Origin of the sequence: Scopulibacillus daqui (assembly GCF_016908855.1) — a bacterium.
Taxonomy (GTDB): Bacteria; Bacillota; Bacilli; order Bacillales; family Sporolactobacillaceae; genus Scopulibacillus_A; species Scopulibacillus_A daqui.
This window is the reverse complement of record NZ_JAFBER010000006.1, coordinates 111,490-135,266: the sequence shown is the minus strand read 5'-3', so window position 1 is coordinate 135,266 and position 23,777 is coordinate 111,490. Positions and strand designations below refer to the sequence as shown.

At 40.3% G+C, this 23,777-nt stretch carries 23 protein-coding genes; 15 read left to right on the top strand and 8 right to left on the bottom strand.

The genetic code is table 11. The features are described 5' to 3' along the window. Positions 1-38: 38 nt before the first annotated feature. From JOD45_RS16935 to JOD45_RS06800, 4 genes are all read right to left on the bottom strand, one after another. Positions 39-221 carry a 3D domain-containing protein gene (locus JOD45_RS16935; protein WP_420825886.1) on the bottom strand — a complete coding sequence of 61 codons (183 nt, stop codon included), beginning with the start codon at positions 219-221 and terminating at the stop codon, positions 39-41. A gap of 737 nt (positions 222-958) precedes the next feature. Continuing rightward, entirely contained in the window at positions 959-1,945 is a 987-nt protein-coding gene (locus JOD45_RS06810) for a 2-hydroxyacid dehydrogenase family protein (protein ID WP_239549122.1), read from the bottom strand. A 184-nt stretch (positions 1,946-2,129) separates the two neighbouring features. Beyond that, positions 2,130-2,858: an ABC transporter permease gene (locus JOD45_RS06805; RefSeq protein WP_205003119.1), complete on the bottom strand. Its 729-nt coding sequence runs from the start codon at positions 2,856-2,858 to the stop codon at positions 2,130-2,132. After that, on the bottom strand, positions 2,809-3,573 hold the full coding sequence (locus tag JOD45_RS06800; RefSeq protein WP_205003118.1) for an ABC transporter ATP-binding protein: 765 nt from the start codon (positions 3,571-3,573) through the stop codon (positions 2,809-2,811). The genes JOD45_RS06805 and JOD45_RS06800 overlap by 50 nt, the downstream gene beginning before the upstream one ends. Positions 3,574-3,750: 177 nt before the next feature. Between JOD45_RS06800 and JOD45_RS06795 the strand changes: the two genes are divergently transcribed. The 4 genes from JOD45_RS06795 (at position 3,751) to JOD45_RS06780 (ending at position 8,662) form a co-directional block, all read left to right on the top strand. Then, positions 3,751-4,275 carry a YtxH domain-containing protein gene (locus JOD45_RS06795; RefSeq protein ID WP_205003117.1) on the top strand — a complete coding sequence of 175 codons (525 nt, stop codon included), beginning with the start codon at positions 3,751-3,753 and terminating at the stop codon, positions 4,273-4,275. Between the two features lie 20 nt (positions 4,276-4,295). After that, positions 4,296-5,135 (top strand): YihY/virulence factor BrkB family protein, encoded by an 840-nt coding sequence (locus tag JOD45_RS06790; RefSeq protein ID WP_205003116.1) that lies wholly within the window; start codon positions 4,296-4,298, stop codon positions 5,133-5,135. A 137-nt stretch (positions 5,136-5,272) separates the two neighbouring features. Next, on the top strand, positions 5,273-6,952 hold the full coding sequence (locus tag JOD45_RS06785; protein WP_338056037.1) for an acetolactate synthase large subunit: 1,680 nt from the start codon (positions 5,273-5,275) through the stop codon (positions 6,950-6,952). 117 nt (positions 6,953-7,069) lie between these two features. Continuing rightward, a complete protein-coding gene (locus JOD45_RS06780; RefSeq protein WP_205003114.1) occupies positions 7,070-8,662 on the top strand; it encodes an FMN-binding glutamate synthase family protein in 1,593 nt (530 codons plus the stop codon). A gap of 131 nt (positions 8,663-8,793) precedes the next feature. Here JOD45_RS06780 and JOD45_RS06775 read toward each other — a convergent pair whose 3' ends face one another. Next, positions 8,794-10,707 (bottom strand): heavy metal translocating P-type ATPase, encoded by a 1,914-nt coding sequence (locus JOD45_RS06775; protein WP_205003113.1) that lies wholly within the window; start codon positions 10,705-10,707, stop codon positions 8,794-8,796. A gap of 281 nt (positions 10,708-10,988) precedes the next feature. Between JOD45_RS06775 and JOD45_RS06770 the strand changes: the two genes are divergently transcribed. After that, positions 10,989-11,390 carry a VanZ family protein gene (locus JOD45_RS06770; RefSeq protein ID WP_239549121.1) on the top strand — a complete coding sequence of 134 codons (402 nt, stop codon included), beginning with the start codon at positions 10,989-10,991 and terminating at the stop codon, positions 11,388-11,390. A gap of 50 nt (positions 11,391-11,440) precedes the next feature. Here the strand turns inward: JOD45_RS06770 and JOD45_RS06765 are convergent, their stop codons facing one another. Then, positions 11,441-11,887, bottom strand: a complete 447-nt coding sequence (locus JOD45_RS06765) for a TlpA family protein disulfide reductase (RefSeq protein WP_205003112.1) — start codon at positions 11,885-11,887, stop codon at positions 11,441-11,443. A gap of 76 nt (positions 11,888-11,963) precedes the next feature. Then, a complete protein-coding gene (locus JOD45_RS06760; protein WP_205003111.1) occupies positions 11,964-13,145 on the bottom strand; it encodes an MFS transporter in 1,182 nt (393 codons plus the stop codon). A 248-nt stretch (positions 13,146-13,393) separates the two neighbouring features. On the opposite strand from JOD45_RS06760, the gene JOD45_RS06755 reads away from it, so the two are divergent. From JOD45_RS06755 to JOD45_RS06710, 10 genes are all read left to right on the top strand, one after another. After that, positions 13,394-13,771 carry an OsmC family protein gene (locus JOD45_RS06755; protein WP_205003110.1) on the top strand — a complete coding sequence of 126 codons (378 nt, stop codon included), beginning with the start codon at positions 13,394-13,396 and terminating at the stop codon, positions 13,769-13,771. Between the two features lie 105 nt (positions 13,772-13,876). Further along, entirely contained in the window at positions 13,877-14,434 is a 558-nt protein-coding gene (locus JOD45_RS06750) for a Rossmann-fold NAD(P)-binding domain-containing protein (protein WP_205003109.1), read from the top strand. An 80-nt stretch (positions 14,435-14,514) separates the two neighbouring features. Further along, entirely contained in the window at positions 14,515-15,318 is an 804-nt protein-coding gene (locus JOD45_RS06745) for a YfkD family protein (RefSeq protein ID WP_205003108.1), read from the top strand. 129 nt (positions 15,319-15,447) lie between these two features. Further along, entirely contained in the window at positions 15,448-15,645 is a 198-nt protein-coding gene (locus JOD45_RS06740; RefSeq protein WP_205003107.1) for an SE1561 family protein, read from the top strand. A 64-nt stretch (positions 15,646-15,709) separates the two neighbouring features. Then, positions 15,710-16,489 (top strand): delta-lactam-biosynthetic de-N-acetylase, encoded by a 780-nt coding sequence (gene pdaA, locus JOD45_RS06735; protein ID WP_380896691.1) that lies wholly within the window; start codon positions 15,710-15,712, stop codon positions 16,487-16,489. 179 nt (positions 16,490-16,668) lie between these two features. Beyond that, entirely contained in the window at positions 16,669-18,054 is a 1,386-nt protein-coding gene (locus JOD45_RS06730; RefSeq protein WP_205003105.1) for a cobyrinic acid a,c-diamide synthase CobB, read from the top strand. Positions 18,055-18,078: 24 nt separating this feature from the next. Then, entirely contained in the window at positions 18,079-18,987 is a 909-nt protein-coding gene (locus JOD45_RS06725) for a DNA-3-methyladenine glycosylase family protein (protein ID WP_205003104.1), read from the top strand. A 559-nt stretch (positions 18,988-19,546) separates the two neighbouring features. After that, positions 19,547-20,347, top strand: a complete 801-nt coding sequence (locus JOD45_RS06720; RefSeq protein ID WP_205003138.1) for an ABC transporter permease — start codon at positions 19,547-19,549, stop codon at positions 20,345-20,347. Between the two features lie 24 nt (positions 20,348-20,371). Further along, the gene (locus JOD45_RS06715) at positions 20,372-21,154 is read left to right on the top strand and encodes an ABC transporter ATP-binding protein (RefSeq protein WP_205003103.1); all 783 of its coding nucleotides are present in this window, start codon (positions 20,372-20,374) and stop codon (positions 21,152-21,154) included. An 87-nt stretch (positions 21,155-21,241) separates the two neighbouring features. Further along, positions 21,242-22,288: an ABC transporter substrate-binding protein gene (locus JOD45_RS06710; RefSeq protein WP_205003137.1), complete on the top strand. Its 1,047-nt coding sequence runs from the start codon at positions 21,242-21,244 to the stop codon at positions 22,286-22,288. A 223-nt stretch (positions 22,289-22,511) separates the two neighbouring features. Here the strand turns inward: JOD45_RS06710 and JOD45_RS06705 are convergent, their stop codons facing one another. After that, on the bottom strand, positions 22,512-23,750 hold the full coding sequence (locus tag JOD45_RS06705; RefSeq protein WP_205003102.1) for an ROK family transcriptional regulator: 1,239 nt from the start codon (positions 23,748-23,750) through the stop codon (positions 22,512-22,514). Between the last annotated feature and the right edge of the window lie 27 nt (positions 23,751-23,777).

Below are 23,777 nucleotides of genomic sequence, written 5' to 3'. Positions count from 1 at the left end.
AAAAGACCCTAAGCCATTGTGCTCAGGGTCTTTGATTATTATTTTTCAATAACGACATCTAGTTTCTTCTTGCCGAATGCTTGGGCTGCTTTTAAATCATTCATATAAATATCAAGTCTGCCCTCTTTAATTGCGCCTCCTCGATCTTGGCAAATGTACGTATGATCTAAAGCAGGAATATATACTTTTGTTCCAAATGGTATAGATTTTGGACAAGCAATGGTTGTTCCTTCTTGTACATGTGCTCCGGAAGCTGTTACGCCATAACCTGAATCCCCAGGGTTTTTGCCGGTTGATTCATTCCCGGAAGTATATGCGGTGACCGTAAATGTCTCGCTTTTTCCTTTCGGTTCAGGTTTTGCTGATAGATTCTTAATAGCTGGTTCTGATTGCTTTTCAGCAGGCTTAGCGGACTGATCTTCTGATTGATGATCTTCTCCAGGAAGATTAATAGTTTGTCCGGCTGCGATGAAATCTTTATCGTTAATATCAGGATTTGCTTTAAGCAGATTATCCAGACTTACATTATGAGAACGGGCAATTGTTGAAAGGCAATCCCCTTTTTTTACAGTATAAGCACTTTTCGCAGATGCTGTATGAGAAGTAAAAATAAGACCAACAATAAATGCAGTGAGTAAAGTGAAATACTTGATAATAAAACCTCCCTGTGAATGTTATTAATCTTTTATTTCACTGCGAAAAGAATATCATAGAATCTAGGACTTTTTTCATTAAACTTTTGTTACAAAGTTTACATAATGCGTCATTTTAGTTCTAAAGTCCGATGTTTTTTCAAGCGAAATACCCGTCAAACAGGGGGTTATCAAATGGTAACTCAATTGAAACATTGTTAATATGAGGAAAAAAGAAACGCTTATTCCATATTTTAGAATTCTATTGAATGTTGAAGCAGGCTGATAAATGGGGGAATGAAATAATGAAGGGGAACAGCCTCTCATTAAATCATGAGAGGCTGTTGGTCAGATATATTAAAAACTGGAGTAAGCGGTTCATCACCATTTAAAACGGCTATAATGTTCTTTGCGGCAATCTCTGCCATGGCATCGCGTGTTTCAATCGTGGCATTGCCAATATGAGGTGTTAGGACAACATTATTTAGTGTTTTTAATTCATGGGTTATTTCAGGTTCAAATTCAAAGACATCTAAGGCCGCTCCCTTGATTTCACCAACTTCTAAAGCGTGTGCAAGATCTTTTTCATTAACGATAGGACCACGGGCAGCATTAATCAGGTAAGCTGTTGGCTTCATTCTTTTAAAGGCTTCTTTGTCAAACAAATGATGCAAGGCTGGGCTGTACGGCGCATGTATCGAAATAAAATCTGCTTGTTCAAGCAGTTCATGTTGTGATACATAATGAGCATTAAGCGCTTCTTCCAATGCTTTAGGCTTTTGTTTGGGACCTGTATAGATAACATTCATATCAAAGGCTTTGGCTCGTTTGGCGACAGCTTGTCCAATGCTTCCCAAACCAATGATGCCTAACGTTTTGCCGGCTAAGTCTGTACCTAAGAAAAACAGAGGCGCCCAGCCATTGAACCCTTTCGTTCGGCATAATTTGTCCCCTTCAGGAATGCGGCGCGCCGCTGAAAGAATAAGTCCCAAAGTTAAGTCGGCTGTAGCACTTGTGGAAACTCCGGGTGTATTCGTCACATAGATATTTCTTTCTTTTGCGCAATCAATGGCGATGTTGTCAAAGCCTGCGCCCAAGTTTGCAATAATTTTCAGTTTCTTTGCGTGATTAATAACCTCTTTGGTGACGGGAGTCGATAATGGGCTTAACAATGCGTCTATGTCTTGAACTTTGTTTTTCAGTTTTTCTTCGGTCATTAATGCTTCGCTGTCATCAAAGACCTCAACATCGTATTTGTTCAGCAATGTGATTGCCTTATCTGGAACTTTTCCTGCTGCGAATATCTTTGCCAATGTCATCACCTCAATTCCATAGTATAACCAATGATATTTTTAGTAAAGAAAGTTAAACTGGCGCCAAGTTTCAAGGAAAGGGTGATTGCGAGTTCTTTTACAGGATAAAGCCATTAACCCGCTTCATGATTTGAAACGGGTTAAAAAAGTGTTAGTGAAAAGACATTTACCGAATATGCGGATGCTATACTCGGCGTATTTTTTGCAAAGCCCAAATGTTAAGGATAAAGAACAAAAAGATAAATACGATAAGAGCTGCAGCATTGATGAAAAATCCAAGCAGCAAATATCTGTGAAGAATCATGTATGCTCCACCTTCAACGCTGTAATAAACCGGTGTAATAATTGAAACCGCCTGCCGCCAGCCCGGCATCCCGCTCCAGTGAATCATTTGCAATACGGAAGCAAAGGCAATAGACAGGAAAATACATAAAGCGTTCTTTATAATCACAGCAATAAAAAAACCAATTTCAATGGCGGCCAGCGCCTCAATGATGAGCAAAATATACAGCAATATGAGTGTCCAAGACAATGGCCATTGAAAAATAAAAATGGCAAAAAGTAAAAGTATAATGGTTTGAACAGCTATGATCGTGCCGATGCCAAATAAATAGCCAAGAACAAATTTCCCTCTCGACACGGGGCTTGCAAGCGATTGTTCCAAAGTGCCCAATTTCTTGTCTCGAAGGATGCTGACAGCCCCTGTTAAACACGGGAAAATGAACGCTGTGATGCATAAAAGCGCGCAGCTTTGATAAAGCCATTGTTCACTATGCGGTTCAGCATGATTTAAGTAAAGGAAATTCGAAAATAATAAGACTAAAAGCGGTGTTGCAATAAGCAAAATCAAAGTCCAAATATCTTTAGTGATTTGAATGAGTTGTCTCCTCACAATTGCTAATGTTTGCGCCATCTTCATTGCTCCCCAGAAAAATAAGTGATTCTTCAAGTGAAGGCTTGCCTGTCGTTTGATTAAAATCGGACTCAGTACCCTGAATCAGCAATTTCCCGTTTTTTAAATATAATAATTGATCGCAATAAGCCAACTCTTTAGTTAAATTTGTTACAATAATGAATACGGCTCCTATGTTTGCTAATTTCGTAAACTCCTGCCAAATAACTTCTTTTAATGCCATATCAAGTCCTGATGTAGGGTTGTCTAAAATAACTAACGATGGAGTATGAAATAAAGCAAGAATAAGGGAGAGCCGCCTTTTCATGTCTTCCGAGTATGTATTTACCGGCTTATGAACCATGTCTGATAACTTGACCATTTGCAATAACTCATTGGTACGTTTAAGATATTTATTTCGTGGTAATTTATATAGACCGGCATAATACTTAAGATGTTGATCAGCGCTAAGATCTGGAAAAAGAGCGTTAGTTTGCGGCATATACCCTAATCTTCTTAGCAGTTTTCTGTCAGGCGCCGTGATGTCATCGATTTCTATGGTGCCCTTTGTATAAGTTTCGATGCCGGCAATAGCTTTTATTAACGTTGTCTTTCCAGAGCCTGAGGGGCCGGTTAATCCATTAATTGTTCCCTTGTCGATGGAGAATGAAACAGAATCAAGAATCAAGTGACTTTTGACACGCTTAGTGACTTGGTTAACATTCAAGTATGCCATTGCCTCACATCCTTTCCATTTTAAACTTTTCGCAAAAATCTTGAATAATCTCTAATAGCATTTTAACACTATTTAGTAAAAGGGTGTATGGTCAGTCTTAACATATTCGTGTGTTTTCTGAACAAACTATGATTGTAATCCATGTGATTACAGACTGATTAAAGGAGGGGCAACCACATGGGTTCTTATCGAAACAGCAAGCTGGGCAGGTTTGTTCTAATCGGAAGCATTCTCGGCGCCGTAATTTCGCTGTTTGACCGCGGAACAAGACAATGCCTGAGAGACAATATGAGAACGGCCAGAGACAACAGCATTAAGTTGTTTAAAACGGCAAGGCAGAATCCTCAGCAAATCACAGACTACTTCGAGCGGACAGCCAGCAACCTTAGAATGACAGCTCAAGAAGTCTCGCAAGATATTGAGGAATTTGCCAATAAAGTTAAAAATGCCAAAGACAGCTCTACCCAAGCTTATCATTATGCTGTCGAGGCCGGTGATGAAATTTCGCAAATCGCCCATAAAATTCGAAATACAAGAGAGAATGTGATGATGATTGATTCTTCGCCGGCATCTGTTTTGCCTGCAAGTACACAAACAACAGGATCACAACAAACAAATATGTATCTAAACGACGCAAATCATCAGAACAAATCTGGAGCCAATCAGACATCTCAGACATCAAAAATGAATAAGAACAAATAAAGATAACCGGGGGGATAAGAATGGGGAAACGAAGCCGGTGGAAAATCTTTAAGATTTTTACCAAGCAAGTGATCAAGCGATTCAATGATGATGGAGCGATAGATATAGCGGCAACCTTAGCTTACTTCTTTTTGTTGTCGCTATTTCCTCTCCTCATCTTTTTCTTTACAATAATTCCTTATTTGGGGTTAAGTGAAGAACAAGTGCTGCCTTTTCTGGCGCATTATGTGCCGGATGATGCAATGAAAATTATTAAAACCTCTATCACTCATGTTTTTGACAAGAACAGCGGATTGTTGTCATTTAGTATTATTGCAACGCTGTGGTCAGCATCCAATGCGGTTAACGCCATTATCCGGGCAATGAACAAAGCTTATGAGGTTGAGGAAAACAGGTCCTTTGTCATTATCAGGGGATTAGCGATTATGTTAACATTGGCGATGATTATTGTTATTGTAACGGCTTTGGCTGTTAATGTATTTGGCCCGACTGTTATTAAATATATTTTTCATTACTTTGGGTTATCTGATGCTTTCCTTAGAATTTGGAGCCTTGTGAGTTATCTCATTAGTTTTCTTATTATCATCGTGGTTTTTGCATGCTTATATTATTTTGGGCCAAACAAGCGTCAAAAGGTTAATGATGTGATTCTCGGAGCGGTTATCGCAGCGGTCGGCTGGCAAGTTGTATCATATGGATTTTCATATTATGTCGATCGTTTCGGACAATATTCGGCAACCTACGGAACACTTGGGGGCATTATTGTTCTTATGCTATGGTTTTATATTACAGCACTCATTATTGTTTTAGGCGGAGAAATTAATGCTTCTTATGAATACATAAGAAAAAATTCGGTGTGAAAGAAAGTTTCTTTCACACTTTTTTTGTTGCAAAATGATGCCCCTTCAAATTTCGACAATAAATGAGTTTTTTGTTTGTTTTTATATTTTGCAGGGTATAGCTAATGATATATCGTAGCAAAACATAACATGCTTTTATATCAGTATCAGCCTCTAGAAGAAAGGAGCAAGATGCAATGCGAGCCGCTGATTTGTTGATTAGATGTTTGGAAAATGAAGGGGTTCAGTACATGTTTGGCGTCCCCGGGGAAGAAAATCTTGATGTCATGGACGCCTTGTTATCATCAAATATTGAATTTATTACGACAAGGCATGAAACAGGCGCCGCTTTCATGGCCGGGATAATGGGGCGGTTAACCGGGAAACCCGGTGTTTGTTTGTCAACTTTAGGTCCTGGGGCAACGAATATGCTGACAGGCGTTGCCGACGGAAATATGGACCGTACGCCGATTGTGGCCATAACCGGGCAGGCCGGCTTAGATCGCTTACATAAAGAGTCTCATCAGGCTTATGATCTCATCAGCATGTACCGGCCTGTAACAAAATGGAATGCCACAGTATCAACACCAAATGCCATTCCGGAAATTGTGCGCAAGGCTTTTAAAATTTCCTCAACCGCAAAACCGGGCGCGACGCACATTGATTTGCCCGAGGACATTGCCGGAACAGAAGTGGAAGGGCTTAAACCGCTGGAAGTGACAGAACTAAAAAACGGCGTAGCATCGGAAACAGCGATTAGCGAAGGGGCCAGAATCGTTAATAAAGCCAAACGTCCATTATTGTTAGTGGGAAATGGCGTCACCAGGACGAATGCTTCAGAAGAATTGATAGCATTTGCGGAAAAAATCCAAACCCCTGCAACAGCCACATTTATGGGTAAAGGCGCTTTTCCTGCGTCTCATCCCCTAAGCATCGATTCTGTTGGCATATCCGGAAAAGATTATATTAATTGCGCCTTAGAGAAGACTGACCTTATCATTGCAGTCGGTTATGATATGACAGAAATACCGCCGACCAGATTTAATCCTGAAGGAAAAATTCCGGTTCTTCATATAGACACGTTGAATGCCGAAGTGGATGGGCATTATCCGGTCGTCTGCAATATTGTTGGCGATATTGCTGAAAATCTTAAAGCATTGATGGAGAAAGTTGATAAAAGAAATGAACCAGTTGACTTTACCGAAGATGTCCGCAGCAAAATTTTAGATGAATTTAATCAATTTGAATCGGATCATCATTTTCCATTAAAACCGCAAAAGATTATTTATGATCTTCGCAAAGTCATGGGTGAAGAAGATATCGTCATTTCTGATGTCGGTGCGCATAAAATGTGGATTGCCAGAATGTACCCGACTTATAAGCCTAATACATGCTTAATTTCTAACGGGCTCGCCTCCATGGGGATTTCAGTGCCGGGAGCCATTGCAGCCAAGCTTGTCTATCCAAAGAGAAATGTTGTTGCCGTAATAGGCGACGGGGCATTTCTCATGCAAGGCTGTGCAGAACTTGAAACCGCAGTTCGGTTAAAGCTGCCGATTGTTATCTTGATCTGGAGAGACAACGGGTATGGACTGATTGAATGGAAACAGAGAAACCAATTTAATCGTCCGTCGCATATTAAGTTCGGCAACCCGGACTTTGTTCAGCTGGCTGAATCCTTTGGAGCCAAAGGCATGCGCGTCAATAAAGCAGAAGAACTGGAAAATACAATTAAAGAAGCTTTTAAACAGAACGTACCGGTCGTCATCGACTGTCCGGTTGATTACAGCGAAAATGTAAAGTTAACAGAGAGATTAAATCAATTAAAGTGTGATTAGCTTGAGTGATCATACGGGGAAATATCTTTTGCGGTTTTTGCAGGGGTTTTGCAGAAAAATGACCGTTAAAGAATAGACATTTTAAGAACGCATATCTATATGAGGGGAGAAATCGGCATGAGCACGTCATCTTGGCTGTTAGTTGCATTGTTAGTGATTGTTGTATTGCTGATTGTGATACCGCTTGCTGTTTGTCTGTATCTTTATATTTTCGATGAAAAACAAGACCAGCATGCGATCTTGAGAAATTTCCCTATCTTGGGAAAGGTCCGTTACTTTTTAGAAATGATTGGTCCGGAGATGAGGCAGTACTTGTTTGATCAGGATAACAGCGGGAAACCCTTTTCAAGGGAAGATTATAAGCATGTCATATTACCCGCGAAATATAAGAGCAGCACGATGAGCTTTGGGTCAAAAAGGGATTTTGATGCGCAAGGCTACTACATTAGAAATGCCATGTTCCCGATGCAAAGGGAAGATATCCGTGTTGATAACAGCGATCTTATTGAAACCAAAGTGTATAAGATAAAAGAAGAAAATCTGTTCTCAAGAAAAGAAAAAATACATGAGGAAAAAGCAAAACCATGGTTGTTGGCTGATGAGGATGCGGTTGTCATTGGAGAAAATTGCAGACATCCTTTCAAAGTAAAAGGACTTGTCGGCATGTCGGCAATGAGTTACGGTGCGCTGGGCAATCATGCGATTGAAACATTATCGACCGGATTGAAAATGGCTAAAGGCACATGGATGAACACAGGCGAAGGCGGATTATCGCCGTATCACCTAAAAGGCGGCGCTGATCTTATCCTGCAAATAGGCCCGGGCCTGTTTGGCGTAAGAAAAAAGGACGGCAGCTTTGACTGGGATGAATTGAAAAAGAAATCCGAGATAGAACAAGTGAAGGCTATTGAATTGAAACTCGCTCAAGGTGCGAAAGCCAGAGGAGGGCATTTGGAAGGCAGCAAAGTCACGCCGGAAATCGCCGAAATAAGAAGAATTGAGCCATACAAAACCGTAGATAGTCCGAATCGCTTTAAAGAATTTCATGATTTGCCTTCGTTGATGGATTTTATAGAGAAAATCCGAAAACATACTGGACTTCCCGTTGGCATTAAAATCGTTGTTGGTTCAACTGAGGATGTTAAAAATTTAGCGGAGTATATGAAGGAAAAGGGAAAAGGGCCTGATTTTCTAACCGTTGACGGCGGCGAAGGCGGTACAGGTGCAACTTTCCAACCGCTGGCTGACAGCGTGGGCTTGCCGATTCGGCCGGCTATCATGATTGTCAATCAAACTTTAAAGGATTACGGCGTTCGTGACAGAGTGAAGGTTATCGCTTCAGGCAAACTGTTTACGCCGGACAGGGCCGCGGTTCTTCTGGGAATGGGGGCCGATCTTGTTAATATAGCCAGGGCATTCATGATGACAGCCGGCTGCATTATGGCGCAAAGGTGCCATACAAACACATGCCCTGTCGGTGTGGCGACAACTGACCCGAAATTGCAGAAGGCGTTAGTCATTAATGAAAAGAAGTACCGAGTGGTTAATTTTGTCCTGTCAATGCGTGAAGAACTTTTTAACTTGGCTGCAGCGGCGGGACTTAAATCGCCTGTTGAATTTGAAGAAAAACATATTGCATTTAAAGATGATAAAGCAAGAATATACAGTTTAGAAGAATTAAACAAAGCGCATATCCAACAAATATCTTAACTGAAGGTCAGCGGACCTGATGAAAGAAATGCGGAGATACCCTTAGGTTTCTCCGCATTGTTTTAAGCACAAGTTATTAGAAAAGGGAACCAGGCACTTGGACTTGCGGAAGCTTGATTTTTTTCTCATCATCAGCCTTTTAATAATCTTAAGCCATTTAAGATAACGAGAATGGTACTGCCTTCATGCCCGATCACGCCAATCGGCAATGATAAGATTTGAAAAAAGTTGCCGGCAATTAAAACGAGAATCATGGCAATGGCAAAAATCATATTTTGTTTAATAATCCGATCCATCTTTTTAGAGAGGCGAACGATTTCAGCGATCCGAAGCAAGTCATTTTTTACTAATACAATATCTGAAGTTTCCAGAGCTGCGTCAGTACCGCCGCCCATAGCAATGCTGACTGTAGACGCTGCCATTGCCGGTGTATCATTAATCCCATCGCCTACCATTGCAACGCTTTTAAAACGGCGTTGTAATTTTTTTAATTCATTGACTTTATTTTCGGGTAAACAATCAGCGATAAATTGAGAGACACCGGCTTCTTTCGCGATCGCTTTGGCTGTTTCTTGATTATCGCCAGTTAACATAATCGTTTCAATGCCAAGTTGTTGAAGCTGATGAATGGCTGACTGGCTTGTGCTGCGTATTTTGTCTTTTAAGGAAAACATCCCTGCGATATGCCCATGACATTCCACAAATACATGAGTTTTGCCGTCCAGTTGTTCAATCCGCTGTTCTTTAATAAATTGTTTGACTGCTTCCTCGTTAACGTATCCAGGCTTGCCAATGATATATCTTTTGTTGTTGACAACCCCTTCAACGCCTAATCCCGGCTTTGTTTCTACATGACTGGCTTCCGGCAATGGACAATGAGTCTGTTCTTTAACAAATTGAACAATGGCTTCGCTTAACGGATGTGTCGATTCGTTTTCGATGGCTGCGACCGCCAGCAGCCATTCAGTGTCCTCTAAGGAACGGTTTTGGACCAATTGAATGACTTCTGGATGCCCATTTGTCAGAGTTCCAGTTTTATCAAAGGCAATGGCTTTGATATGGCTTAATTGTTCCAAATGAACGCCGCCTTTAATTAAAATCCCTTTTCTGGCTCCAAATGCAATGGCTGACAGAACCGCCGGCGTTGTAGAAGCAACGAGTGCACAAGGTGAAGCGACAACAAGCAGCACCATGGCACGGTATATTGTATTGCTCCAAGACCAGTTAAATAGGAAAGGAGGGAGAATAATCATTAAAGCAACACAAGCCAGAACAATTTTGACATAATGCCGCTCAAATTGTTCTATAAATACTTGAGAAGGAGCTTTTTCACTTTGTGCATTTTGAACAAGCGATAAAATTTTATGAAATAATGTTTCATCGTTTTTCTTTGTTACTGTGACAGTAATCGTGCCGCTGATATTCACAGTTCCGGCCATCACTTCATCGTTCTCGGACTTGTAGAGAGGTACAGATTCACCGGTCATGGCAGATTCGTCAAGTGAAGTGCTGCCGGTTTTAATACATCCGTCGGCAGGAACGCGTTCACCTGGTTTAATTCTGATAATATCTCCGGGGTTAAGACGCTCTACCGGAATAATTTGTTCTTTGCCATCGGATATTAATCTTGCCGTCTCAGGCTGCAATGCCATCAGTGATAATAAGGCTTTAGAGCTTTTGTCTGTCGCATAAGTTTCAAGCGCGCCGCTTAAAGAAAAGATGAAAATTAATACAGCACCCTCAAACCAATGGCCAATGAAGCTAGCGCCGACGGCAGCCAAAATCATCAGCAGTTCAACATTTAGCTCGCGATTTTTTATTGTGTCTTCATAGCCTTCCTTTGCTTTGGCATAGCCGCCGATGATATAGGCAGATAGAAATAAATACCATGGGGTTGTATGAAAAGACACGCTGACAATCCAGCCAATCAGAATCAGAAGCCCTGAAAAAAGGGCAGCGATCAATTCCCAGTGTTTTTTTATCTTTTGAAAGTGTGATTTGCGAAGCGGCGAAGACGATTGAGAAGATAAGCTCATTTCACTCATTAATCATGACACTCCTTTTTAAATGAGAATGACATTCAACATCATTACCCTTAAAAACAGCGAATGCTGCCGCTTTATAAGCGACAGCAAGCTTGAAACAGATTAGAATTATAATAATTATTATATTGTTTTTATTATATCATGTGCAGCTGTTTTGTAAAGATAAAAATAAAACCGAGAGTAATGAAAGCGGCTTTTTTCATCATTATTAAACGAAGGTGTTATATATGATGTTCGGAATGATTCAAAATCAGGTAAAAAGATTTTGCTTACTTATTTTTATGACTTACTTGACCATTCTTTTTTACGTCACGCTGTTTACATTTAATCATTATGCTTATGGGAAATCTTTTAATTTGGAGCTCTTCGACAGCATTAAATTAATGTTTAACAGCGGAAATCCGTGGCTGTTCGCAAAAAATGTATTGGGAAACGTCGGGCTGTTTTTGCCATTCGGCTTCTTAGTTCCTTTAAATTACCGGAAGTTAAGAGCCTTTAAAACAAATCTGTTTCTTTCGTTTTCTATAAGTCTGATCATTGAATCATGCCAATTTCTATTTGCAAAACGGATTTTTGATGTTGATGATATTTTGCTGAATATCATTGGAGCTGCGGCCGGTTGGCTATTATTTAAGTGTTTATATGGTATCGTTATATATGTATATAAAAAAGGCTGCAAATAAAAAACTCCGCATCCTTTGGTTGTAGGGTACGGAGTTTTTAAAATATCGGTTTATTTGTTTTTTCCAAGGACACGGTCAACACGTTTGGTCAGCATTTTCATACCGCCGCCGCCGGCTTGGAAGTGGCGGAGTTTGCCTTCTTCATCAAAAACGTAATAAGCCGGCACGTATTCATTTTCAAAGGCATCAGTCAATTTATGTTCGTTATCAACAAAAATCGGCTGGGTAATGCCGTGTTCAGCGGCTACTTCTTTTACTTGGTCAATATCTAAGTCTTTTTCGGATCTTGGCATATGGACGGCAATGACGTTAAGCTCATCCTTATATTCATCACGAAATTCATTAACCTTTGGCATGGCTTCTTTGCACAGGTGGCAGCTGACAGACCAAAAATGAATAAGTGTCGGTTTATCTCCAATAAGGTCGCTTTTGGCGACTTCTCCATTAAGCCAAGCAGTAGCACCTTCTAGTTCTGGCATTTCATCACGTAAACGCATGAATGTCACTCCTCAAATTATAATAATTATTATCTAATTAATATTATAATGGGCATGGCCGTATGAAGTCAACAAGTTACAATTTACTGGAATGCTGCCTATTTCGACAATGTTTAAAGTAATGAATTAAGCAAGAGAAGAACACGATGAATATCACTCCTGTAATTCCGAAAAAGAAACCGCCGCCCGGTGTCCTAATTAAAGTGCCTCCGATTAACGGTCCAAACATACTTCCCAATCCATAGGCCACGCTGGCTAAAATATTGCCTAAAGGAATCAAAGACTTTGGCAGCAGATCGCTGATAAAAGTCATCCCTAATGAATACAGTGAGCCAATAAACATCCCTGCAATAACAAAAATAATCACTAATCCAATAAAGGACTGATATATAAATGCAGCTGCCGCAAAAGATAATGTTCCGAAAAAAGTAGTAATAAGGATCAGCCGGGCTCTGCCAATCCTGTCACCCAAACTTCCCAGCGGCATTTGTGTCAATAACCCGCCGACAACAAATGCCGGCAGCAATGTTGATATATCGTCAATATTTAAGCCATGCCTTAGTGCAAAGACCGGAAAGTTGCCATGTAATGAAGACTCTAAAAATCCAAACCCAAAGGTTGTGATAAATCCGGCCCATCCTAATAGAATAACCTTTTTATAACGTTTCATAATGCCAAATTCTTGCGGTTGATCATGAAAATGGGCGTCAGGAAAATCATTTTTCAAAAACAGCATGAAAATGAGAATGACAAGGCTGACTAAAGCGACAATGAAAAAAGGATAAAAAATGCTGTACGTTAATAAGCGGGGCATTAACGGGCCAACCGCAAAGCCTAAACCAAATGAAAAGCCGTAAATGGCAATATCACGGCCTTTTTTCTTAGGGCTGCTTGTTTCCATTATCCACACTTGCGCAGAAAAGTGGAGCATATTGTCGCCGATGCCAATAATAAATCTTAATAAAAACCAGAACCAGAAGTTTTCCCAAAAAGGAAACAAGAATATGGCGATCATATCTGTCAATAATCCAATCATGAGCATCGGTTTAAAACCAAAGCGGAAAGTTGGTTTTTCCATAAAAGGTGAAGCAACTAAAACGCCTATATACAAGGCAGCGGCATTTAATCCGTTAAGGGTGGATGAAGTTCCGCTGTCTTCTAATAATATAGAAATAAGAGGCATTAACATCCCTTGTGTAACACCTGATATAAATACAGTTGCGACTAAAAGATAAAAACGAAATCTTACATAACTCATGAAAACCACCCCCTAACAATTTTTAATAAGCCCATTATACTAAAGAAGATTTATTTAAAACATCATAGAAATAAAGGATGTTAAAAAAATGCTTGTCGAAACCATGATGTCAGCACAGTGCTTTTACGCCGAAATATGATTAAAATCGTCATCGCCCAGTCCGAAGAATAGCCGGGTGAATGATGATAACTGACAATATTTCGCGAATTCGTTATGATAAAATCAAATCATTTGAAAGGATGACATTTATGGAATTTAAAATAACTGAGCACGGTATTCAAACTAAGACGTATTTTGGAGTCCTTGATATTTCGGCGGATGAAGAACATGGTTTTCGACCTTTTCAATTAATGATTGCATCACTGGCTGGATGCAGTGTATCAGTTATGAGGAAAATTTTAAAGAAAAAACGCTTGGAGGTTGAAGATATCCAAGTGACGGCAGAAGACTTCCGCAATCCGGATAAGGCTGGCCGAATTGAAAAAGTAAACCTTCATTTTAAAATTAAAGGCAAGGGACTAGAAGGAAAAATGGACAAGATTATGGAATTAACAAAGAAAAATTGTTCCATGGTTCAATCTGTTTCAGACCAGATTGAAGTGACAGAAACATATGAATTGATCTAAAGATAAGAAGCACCTTTTTTGTAAAAGGTGTTTCTTTTAAACAGTAAAAAATTCCGCTGTTAAGCTTGGCGATCAGCCAATTTTTATTAATATAGGGGGAATATGATGGGACATGATCTTATTGTCGGCGGTACCGGCATGCTAAAGCAAGCATCTGTTTGGATAGCTTCACAGAGTGAAAAGGTCGTGATCGTCGGAAGGGATAAAAGGAAATTTGAAGACATCCAAAGATTAGCTGTTGATGATGATAATCTTCTTTTTCTGGAAGTTGACTATCATGATACTAATCAATTGACCGATCATTTAATTAAGACCATCCAACAATACGGTCCCTTTGACAGAGCTGTTGTTTGGATGCATTCAACCGCACAGGAATCACTGCAAAAGCTTGTCGATATTCTGTCTTCAACAACAAAAAATAAATGGTCGTTATTTCATGTGCTCGGGAGCGCTGCCAGCCGACGGGTTTCTAATCGAAAACCAGTCTGTCCTGTAAATGTTGATTATCATGAGATTATTTTGGGCTTTAAAATCCTGGACAACGGTGAATCGCGATGGTTAACCCATGATGAGATTTCCGACGGCATTATTCATGCCATTAAAAGCAGAAACAGAACCTCTATTATTGGGCGAGTAGAACCTTGGCATATGCGGCCTGAGTGATGAGAACTTTCTTCGCTTCTCCTTTCTGATTTATGGATAATTTTTGTTTTAAGCGAAAAAATAGAGAGGAAAGGAGGACTATGATGAAAAAGACCTTACTTGCTGTTATTCTTGGATTATTAATCTGTGTTCCTGCCTATGGCAAAGAACCGCCAAAGGGACATATCAACCAAGGAAATCTCATTGAAATGCCCAAGTCAGTGGTAGACATTTCGAAACAAAATACGTATCCCAACCCGTCTTATGATGTACCGCAGCTTCAACCAAGTCCGTTAACCCAATCATTGCTTAAAACGGCAAAATTAAAAATTGAAAATCCAACGTTAATCAGACTTTTAAATGAATCTAACATCCATCCTTCCAAGTTGTCTATCGGTTATCATGCCCGTATTTATTTAGGTCAGTGGCCGCTAAACTATGAATCGAATAAAACAACAGTAAACTGGGAATATAAAAAAATCAATGAAGAAAAAATGAATAATATTGGCGGAAATGAAACAAAAAAGTTTTTTTACAGTCAGAATAATGAAATGAAAGTTACCGGCGGATTAACGGCAAAAGTCCCAAACCAAAAAGAAGTTAAAAAAATGATGCTTATGAAAGCGGCTGAAAAGACCAATATGCCTATCTCTTTCAAAACGGTTGTCGGCAAGGGGACAAAAATTGACCGCATTTATCATGTTGAACCGAAAGCGGTCGGCCATGTATACGGCTATGTTCCTGCGGTTAATGAAAAAGGAAAGATTACTTATGGCGAAGTCTATCTTGTGTTAGACGGCGGCAAGAAGACCATAGAGGTTAAAAATATTGTCCAACAAGGCATTGGGGCATGGATTCCAATTCAAGATCATATTTCCCTTAGATTTTTTGGTACAAAGCTGTAACCAGTGCTTTTGCGCTGGTTTTTCATTTTAAGCCGGAAAATGATTTTCAGAGAAGCTGACGGCTTTCTGCCCAGTCCTTTAGGCTTTGAAAACCAGTTGTGATAAAGTTAAGGTTAAGGGGTGAAAACATTGGGGAAAGCCGTTCAAACGAAAGAGCAGCAACTCATTTATTTAAGGCAGCGGACCAAATTATTGGCTCAAGTTGTTGAAGCCATCGATGCTGAAACTGCCCGACAAAGCGATCTCGAAAATGTTTTGAAAATGCTTAACGACCTCAAAATAAAAGTACAAAGGTTTCATGACGATTGGGATGAGTCCTTGTGTTAAATTGAAAGTTTTTACATAAATAATTGGCGCGCGGCCATCCTAAAAGTTAAGGAGGCCGATGCTTATGAAAGAAAGATTATTATTAGCCGCGGCTTTAGTGCTCCTTTTAATGGTTCATCCAACTTTTGCTAAGGCTGAAGATTGGTATTTTAAGCCGAGCAAAAATAATCAGCCGGCAACAACCGAACCTGAGTACGAAGCCCTTTTAAAGAAATATAACGGCGTATATATTGGCGACACAAGCAAAAAGATTATTTATTTAACATTTGATAACGGTTATGAAGCAGGGTATACAAATAAAATTCTTGATACGCTGAAAGCAAAACATGTGCCGGCCGCTTTTTTCATCACCGGTCATTATATAGAGGACCAGCCTGAGATTGTCAAAAGAATGTATAAAGAGGGACATATCGTCGGCAACCATTCATGGAGCCATCCGGACCTATCAAAAATAAGCGACAAAAAATATAAAAAAGAGCTTGATAAGTTAGAGAAAGCTTATGTAAAACTGACCGGTGATACAGGCATGACCTATTTGCGTCCGCCGCGCGGAACTTTCAGCGAACGATCACTAAAGCTTGCGGATGAAATGGGATACACGAGTGTTTTCTGGTCATTTGCTTATAAAGATTGGATAAGAGATGAGCAGAAAGGTGCGGATTACGCTTATAAAAATATCATGAAGCGTGTGCATCCGGGAGCGATATTATTACTTCATACTGTATCAAAGGATAACGCAGAAGCACTAGGCCGCGTAATAGATGATTTAAAGAAACAAGGTTATCAATTTCAAAGCCTTGATGACCTTATGGCCCATAAAACAATGCCGTCATTTTTTTGGTAAGCCTTATCATATGATCGATAAGGCTTTTTTGTTATTCTTGATGATAAAGGTGTGATTTAAGATAATTATCTAGGGACATCATGAAGCGCTCGGACCTAACATATTTAACATGACATCATTTGGGCTGTCCGAAATGGCTCAACTGAAATTATTGTAACCATTATGCGAGGAGTGGTGCTATGCAGCCAAGGCTGGTTATTGCGGGAACCGGAAGCGGCGTGGGAAAGACGACCATTACCATCGGTATCATGGCAGCCTTAAAAAAACGAGGGATGCGCATTCAGGGGTTCAAATGCGGTCCTGATTATATTGATCCCAGTTATCATACGGCTGTAACGGACAGAGATTCCCGTAACCTTGACAGCTGGATGGTCGAAAAAGAGCTGGTTAAAGAAATCTTTGTACATGGAAGTATTGGCGCTGATCTTTCCGTTATTGAAGGTGTAATGGGATTATATGACGGAAGAAGTCCGGAGAACAATGATGGAAGCACTGCTGAAATCAGCGCTTTGCTAAAAGCGCCTGTTATTTTAATTGTTGATATTTCAGCCGTGGCAAGAAGTGTTGCCGCCATCGTTAAAGGATTTCAGGCCTTGGACACGAATGTTAACATTGCCGGCGTTATTTTAAATTATGCAGGCAGCCCGGGCCATGCCAAATTAGCAAAGACAGCCATTGAACAAGCATGCGGCATACCGGTTTTCGGATACTTGCTTAAACATGACTGTCCTGAGATTCCTGAACGCCATTTAGGGTTAATTCCTGCAATTGGAAGAGGCGAACTGGACCGTTTTTTCGATCAATTAGGCCAAATCATTGAGGAAAAAATAAATTTAGAAAAATTGATTGCACTCGCCCATAACACATCGCCTGTTCAGTCGGAAGAAAAACTGTTTTCGGATAAAAAAATCAAGCCTCCAAAAAAAGTGCGGATCGCCGTTGCGAAAGATGCAGCCTTTAACTTTTATTATCAAGAAAATTTGGAGTTGCTTGAACAGGAAGGTGCAGAAATTATCTTTTTCAGTCCGCTTTCCGGGGAGACATTGCCGGAAGCAGCAGATGGTCTATATCTTGGCGGCGGTTTTCCTGAAGAATTTGCCGCAGAACTTTCCGAACATATTCATTTGCGGGCGGAACTGAGGAAAAAGATTGAAGGCGGTTTACCTGCGCTCTGTGAGTGCGGCGGTTTTATGTTTTTATCAAAATCCATAACAACAACGTCTGGGGAAACTTACCCGATGGCAGGCGTTATTCCCGGTAAGGTAAGGATGCAAAAGCATTTATCGGCCCTAGGCTACCGGGATGTTATGGCATTAAAGCCGACGATTCTTTTAGATTCAGGAGAGAAGGCGCGCGGTCATGAATTTCACTATTCAGCATTTTTCCCAGATGACGACATCCCATATGTCTATGAAGTTAAGGGGTTAGGAGGAGCAAAAAAAGAGGGGTATTATTTGCCAAACCTCGTTTCAGGTTATACACATCTTCACTTTGCTTCAAACCCAAATATTGCGAAACGCTGGGTGCAGGCATGTGCGGCATTTTCAAGATTAAATAAAGGATAGGGAAATGGGGAAGGAGGCGTTTGCATGTGGCAAAGGATGATGAATATTGAGGGACCGTATGATTTTGACAGGGCACTGAGACGTTTGGCTTTTGACCCGCTCATTCATATTGATCTAAACAAACGTTTAATTAAAATGCCGTTATGGATTGACAATGAGCCGATTGTCGCATCTGTACAAGCATTAGGAACAACAGATCGTCCGTCTTTTATCATTTCAGCTCAGAATCGCGAAATGGAAGTTGCAGAACAAGTCACCGATATCTTCAAATGGGATAGGTCTTTATATGAGGTCTGCCGCCATTTTGCAAAAACAGACTTAGCGCCTGTATTTAACGCATTTAAAGGCATGCCGCTGGTTAAAGACTTCGGTATCTACCAGTCACTCGTTAAATGCATCATTCATCAACAGCTGAATCTGGTTTTTTCTTATCAATTAACAGAACGATTCGTAAAGCAATTCGGTTTTTCCATTGATGATGTATGGTTTTACCCGCGTCCGGAAACAGTTGCAGAAATTCCTTACGAATCGCTGCAGCAGCTGCAATTCAGCCGGAGGAAAGCTGAATATCTTGTTGATACGTCACGTATCATCGCAGATAAATCGCTGTCCTTAGATGAACTTAAACGAATGACCGATGACGAAGTGATTAAGAAATTAGTCAAAATAAGAGGAGTCGGCCCTTGGACGGCACAAAATGTCCTATTATTCGGATTAGGAAGGGAAAACCTCATGCCTGCGGGAGACATAGGGATACAAAACGCGATAAAAAAATTGTATCAATTAGAGCAAAAACCACCTTTAGACTTTATCGAAAGCAAGGCTAAAAGCTGGTCGCCATTTAACAGTTATGCGGCTATTTATTTATGGGAGTTCCTCGGCAATCACATTGTGAAAAGTTCTTCGCAGGGAACGCGGAAAGGACTTTCTTAAGAAGACCGATGCTCAAAGCTTATCTGTTTATCTTAACGATTTTTTAAGCCTCAGTTTGCATTTGCGAAACAGATTTTCCTGTTGAAAGGAAAATCTGTTTTTGTGTATAAGATAAAACTCATCCCTATGAACTCGGACAATAACAGCAGCACATACAATTCCAAAAAGATTTATTTTAGTTGTATAGTGACGCTCCCTTAAATTTTTCGGAATTGAAGTTTTTATTTTCAGATTATGCACAGTTTCCACAGGATTATCCACAAGCAAATCGCCTTTCTCAAGGATATTCCACATATTTGCCCACAATATCCACAAGTTTTTGATATTTTATCCCCAATGATTATTCACAAATTAATGGCGCTATTCGTCTGTTATTTTAGCGGTTATCCACTTATCCACAAAAATCTTGACAAAATGCAGTCTTGTATATCTTATACTAGGCTTTGTTATGGCGTGAAAATAATTTTATAGGCTTTTGTCACGCTCTGGGCATATGTGCATATGATGTGATTACTAGAGGTGGTGAACGACAGTGGCAACTAAAGTGGAAGAGATTTATATGGAAAATTCAATTGCTGTGGAAGAACAAATGTGGAGAAAAGGGCGGCGCAGGCAGCAGCTGAAGCATATGCTCACGGTTGCATCTCCAGTGTGTCTGCTTGTTTTGTGGGAAGTGTTATCACGGACAAATATCATTGATGCACGCTTTTTTCCGCCGCCGACTGAGATCATTGGGACTTTCTTTAAAATGGCAGCCAGCGGTGATTTGTTTAATCACTTAGGCATCAGCTTATATAGGATTATCGGCGGTTTTTTGCTAGGCGTGATTCCAGCTATATTGCTTGGTCTGATTATGGGGATGTACCGGCCAGTCAGATACTTTTTTCAACCGCTTGTTATGGCGTTGATGCCTATTCCTACATTGGCCTTGATGCCAATCATTCTCATTATTTTTGGCATCAGCGATTTTTCAAAAATGATTACGATTGCAGGAAGTGTATTTTTTCCCGTTGTCATTAACACGGCTGCAGGCGTTGCCAATATTGATGGAATATACTTAGATGTTGCTAAAAACTATGGTGCTAAATCGAAAGACTTTTTCTTTAAAATTGCCTTGCCCGGCGCCCTTCCTGTGATGTTAGAAGGTATTCAAATGGGGCAGGCGATCGCTTTGCTTACCATTGTAGCCGCAGAAATGATGGGAGCGCATTCAGGGATTGGCTACCTTATCTGGACTTCGTATAAAGCATTTTTGCTGCAGCAAATGTATGTCGGGTTAATTCTGATTTCCTTCTTTGGCTATTTCTTTTCACTCTTATTGCGAATGCTGCAAAAGGTTCTTATTCCATGGAAAAAGTGAGCTTTTGTAAAGGAGGGGGAGAGCATGTCCGAAGCACCGAAAATTCAAATCAATCATTTAACAAAAATATACTTCAAAAAGCATAAAGCTGTGACTGCTTTAAAAGACATTAACTTAAGCATTAACGATGGGGAATTTGTTTGTCTGCTTGGTCCAAGCGGGTGCGGAAAAACAACTTTATTAAGAATTCTGGCCGGACTTGAGAAACCAAGTGCAGGTGAATTTCATATTAGGCGCACAAGTAAAGATCGGCCGCTGCAATCAATGATTTTTCAGGAAAAAGGTGTTATACCGTGGCTGACAGTTGAAGAAAATGTTGCTTTTGGATTAAAAATGCGCCATATGCCAAAAACCACGATTAAGCAGCAAACAGATTACTATCTCGAAAAAGTCGGGCTTAAAGAGTTTCGAAAGCTCTATCCATCAGAAATATCCGGGGGTATGAAACAAAGAGTCAGCATTGCCCGCGCCTTTGCCAATGACCCGGAAATCTTATTAATGGATGAACCGTTTGCGGCTCTTGATGAACAAAACAAATTTATTTTGCAGGAAGAATTGCTGACTATTTGGTCGGAAACAAAGAAAACGGTGCTGTTTATTACACATAGCATTGATGAAGCTTTGCTGTTAAGCGATCGTATTGTATTGATGAGTACGCAGCCCGGCCAAATTGTCCGTGAAAAAATGATTGATGTACCCAGACCGAGAAAAGTGGAAGCGATTCGCTCTAATCCTGAAATGGAGAAAGAATTCGTTGATATATGGGAACATTTGCAGACGGCTGTGGAAAAGGCCCGACAATCTTAACTGTATCAGTCGAGGCACAAAAAGGAGGCATGTACGGTGTGGAGGAAATTCCTTGCCGCTTTATTAGCTATTCCGCTGTGTGTATGTATGCTTAGTGGCTGTCAGGGGGGAGGGGCGTCAAAAGAAAAGGAATCCGATGTTGTTGATGCAAAGGCTAAACCTGTTGACGGCAATCTGAAACCGTTAAAGAAGCCGGCGACTGTCGTTATTGCTGAGGATGATTCCGCATCTGCGGCTGGTTTTTATATAGCTGATGCAAAAGGCTATTTCAAAGATTACAATATTAATATTAAATTTGCGAAGTTCTCTAATAGCGATGATATGCTGCCTGCATTGGCTTCAGGTAAAGTTGATGTTGCCGGCGGCATTTCTTCCGCGTCATTCTTTAATTCGATCGCCCAGGGTATTGATGTTAAAATGATTGCTGATAAAGGGCACAATCTTAAAGGTCAATCTTATTTTTCATTTGTAGTCAGTAAAAGAATGAAAAATAAAATAAAGTCCTACAAAGATTTTAAAGGCAAAAAAATTGCTGTCTCTACAAAAAACGGTGTTGATGATTATATTTTTTCACAAATGCTGAAGCATGCGGGACTATCCAGAAAAGATGTTCATTTTGTTTTAATGCCTGACTTTGGCAACATGATGTCGGCGGTCGCTAACGGCACTGTAGATGCCGCATTGCAAATTGAACCAATGATTACACAAGGCGAAATGAAAGGCATTCATTATCGTTTCGGCGATACAACAGATTATGCGCCAAAAGCGCAAATTGCTATGGTACTCGGCTCACCGAACTTTGTCAATAATGAACATGCTGTTGCACTAAGGTTTATGGTTGCTTACTTAAAAGGCATCCGAGATTATAATGACGCCTTTGTAAAAGGAAAAGGCAACAAACAAGAAATCATTAACATTATGATGAAGAACACATCACTTAAAGATCCGAAAATTTGGGATAAAGTCGCAGTCATCGGACTTGATCCAAATGGCAGAATGTTTGTCAATAATATTAAAGACCAATATAAATGGTATAAAGCGCGGGGAGGCATTGACGGGAACGTGGATATCAATAAGGCTGTGGATACTAGTCTGGCTAAGGAAGCTGTTAAAGTTCTTGGCCCTTATAAATAAAAAAGCTAAAAAAACCCTGGACGGCAATTTGCCGTTCAGGGCTTTAATCTATGAATCAGGAATTTCACCGTTTTGGCTTCAACGGGAAATCTTCGATACCTGAATTTATCTGCCAAGTATAGTATAAGTTTAAAAAATAATAAACTGAGATACATAGGCTGATATAAAAATTAACATTCATAATCACGGATATATACAAGAGTGGCGTTTTAGATTAAGATCCTTATATGATACTGGTCTGAGGGGATTGAGTAAAGAAAAGTTCAACTAACACAAGGCAGACAGCACCGATAACGGCGGCTTGATCACCAAGTTTAGTAAGCATAACTTGAGTTGATTTGGCTTGTTCTGTCAGTCCCCTTTGTTTGATCGTTTCCTTTAAGCTGTCTAATAGAATATGCCCCGACTTTGTAACACCGCCGCCCATAATGATGCAGCTTGGATTAATCGTATGGATAAGGTTGCTTAATCCGATGCCAAGGTATTTGCCGGTTTCCTTAAGTACATTGATGCTGAATGGGTCGCCTTGCGAGGCCGCTTCGTAAATCAGCTCGCCGGTGAGTTTGTCGAGATTATGGCCGGTCATATGAATAAGCATGCTTTTCTCGCCCATCGCAAGCTGTTTCTTTGCACGTTCTGCCAGATAAGGACCAGCGGCCAGTGCTTCAAGGCAGCCGTAATTTCCGCAGCTGCATTTAGGCCCGTCAATATCAATCGTCATATGTCCAATTTCCCCGCTTAAGAATTCATTGCCATGCAGTAATTTCCCATTAATAATGATGCCTGCCCCTATTCCTTGCCCGACATTAACGCAGACAAAGTCGCCAATGTCATAACCATGTCCAAACCAAGCTTCGCCCAGCGCCATTGAATTTGCATCGTTATCTACTTTAACAGTCAAGTTAAATTCAGATTCAAGATGCTCCTTAATTGGAATATTGCGGAGTTTCAACCCGGGAGCGTAAATGGATATACCGTTTTCTATATCAACAATGCCATGCATAGCAACGCCAATCCCGAGGATATGTTCGCGGTTAATCCAGTTGTTTTTATCAAGCAATTGCTTTACCGATTTTGACAGAAATGATAATAGACTCTCATTTGTTATCGGATGATGAATATCAATCGAAACGGAGTCAATGATTTTGGCATTTAAATTAGTTATAACCGAATAGATGGAGGCAGGGCTGACTTCAATACCAATAACGAAGAAATTTTTGCCATTAATGACAAGCATCGTCGGTTTTCTGCCGCCCCTTGATTCCCCTTGATTGCTTTCAATGACAATATCAGAATCTATGAGTTCTTTGACGATGTTGCTGACAGTAGGCGGCGTTAACTTTGTCAATTTTGCAATTTCTGCACGGGAAATGGGTCCTTCTGTTCTGATTGTATTTAAAATTAATGAGCGGTTAAGCGATTTCATTAATTGAAAGCTTCCAGCTAATAGTTTTTGTGTCATTGATACCACTCCTATGAACGAAACGAA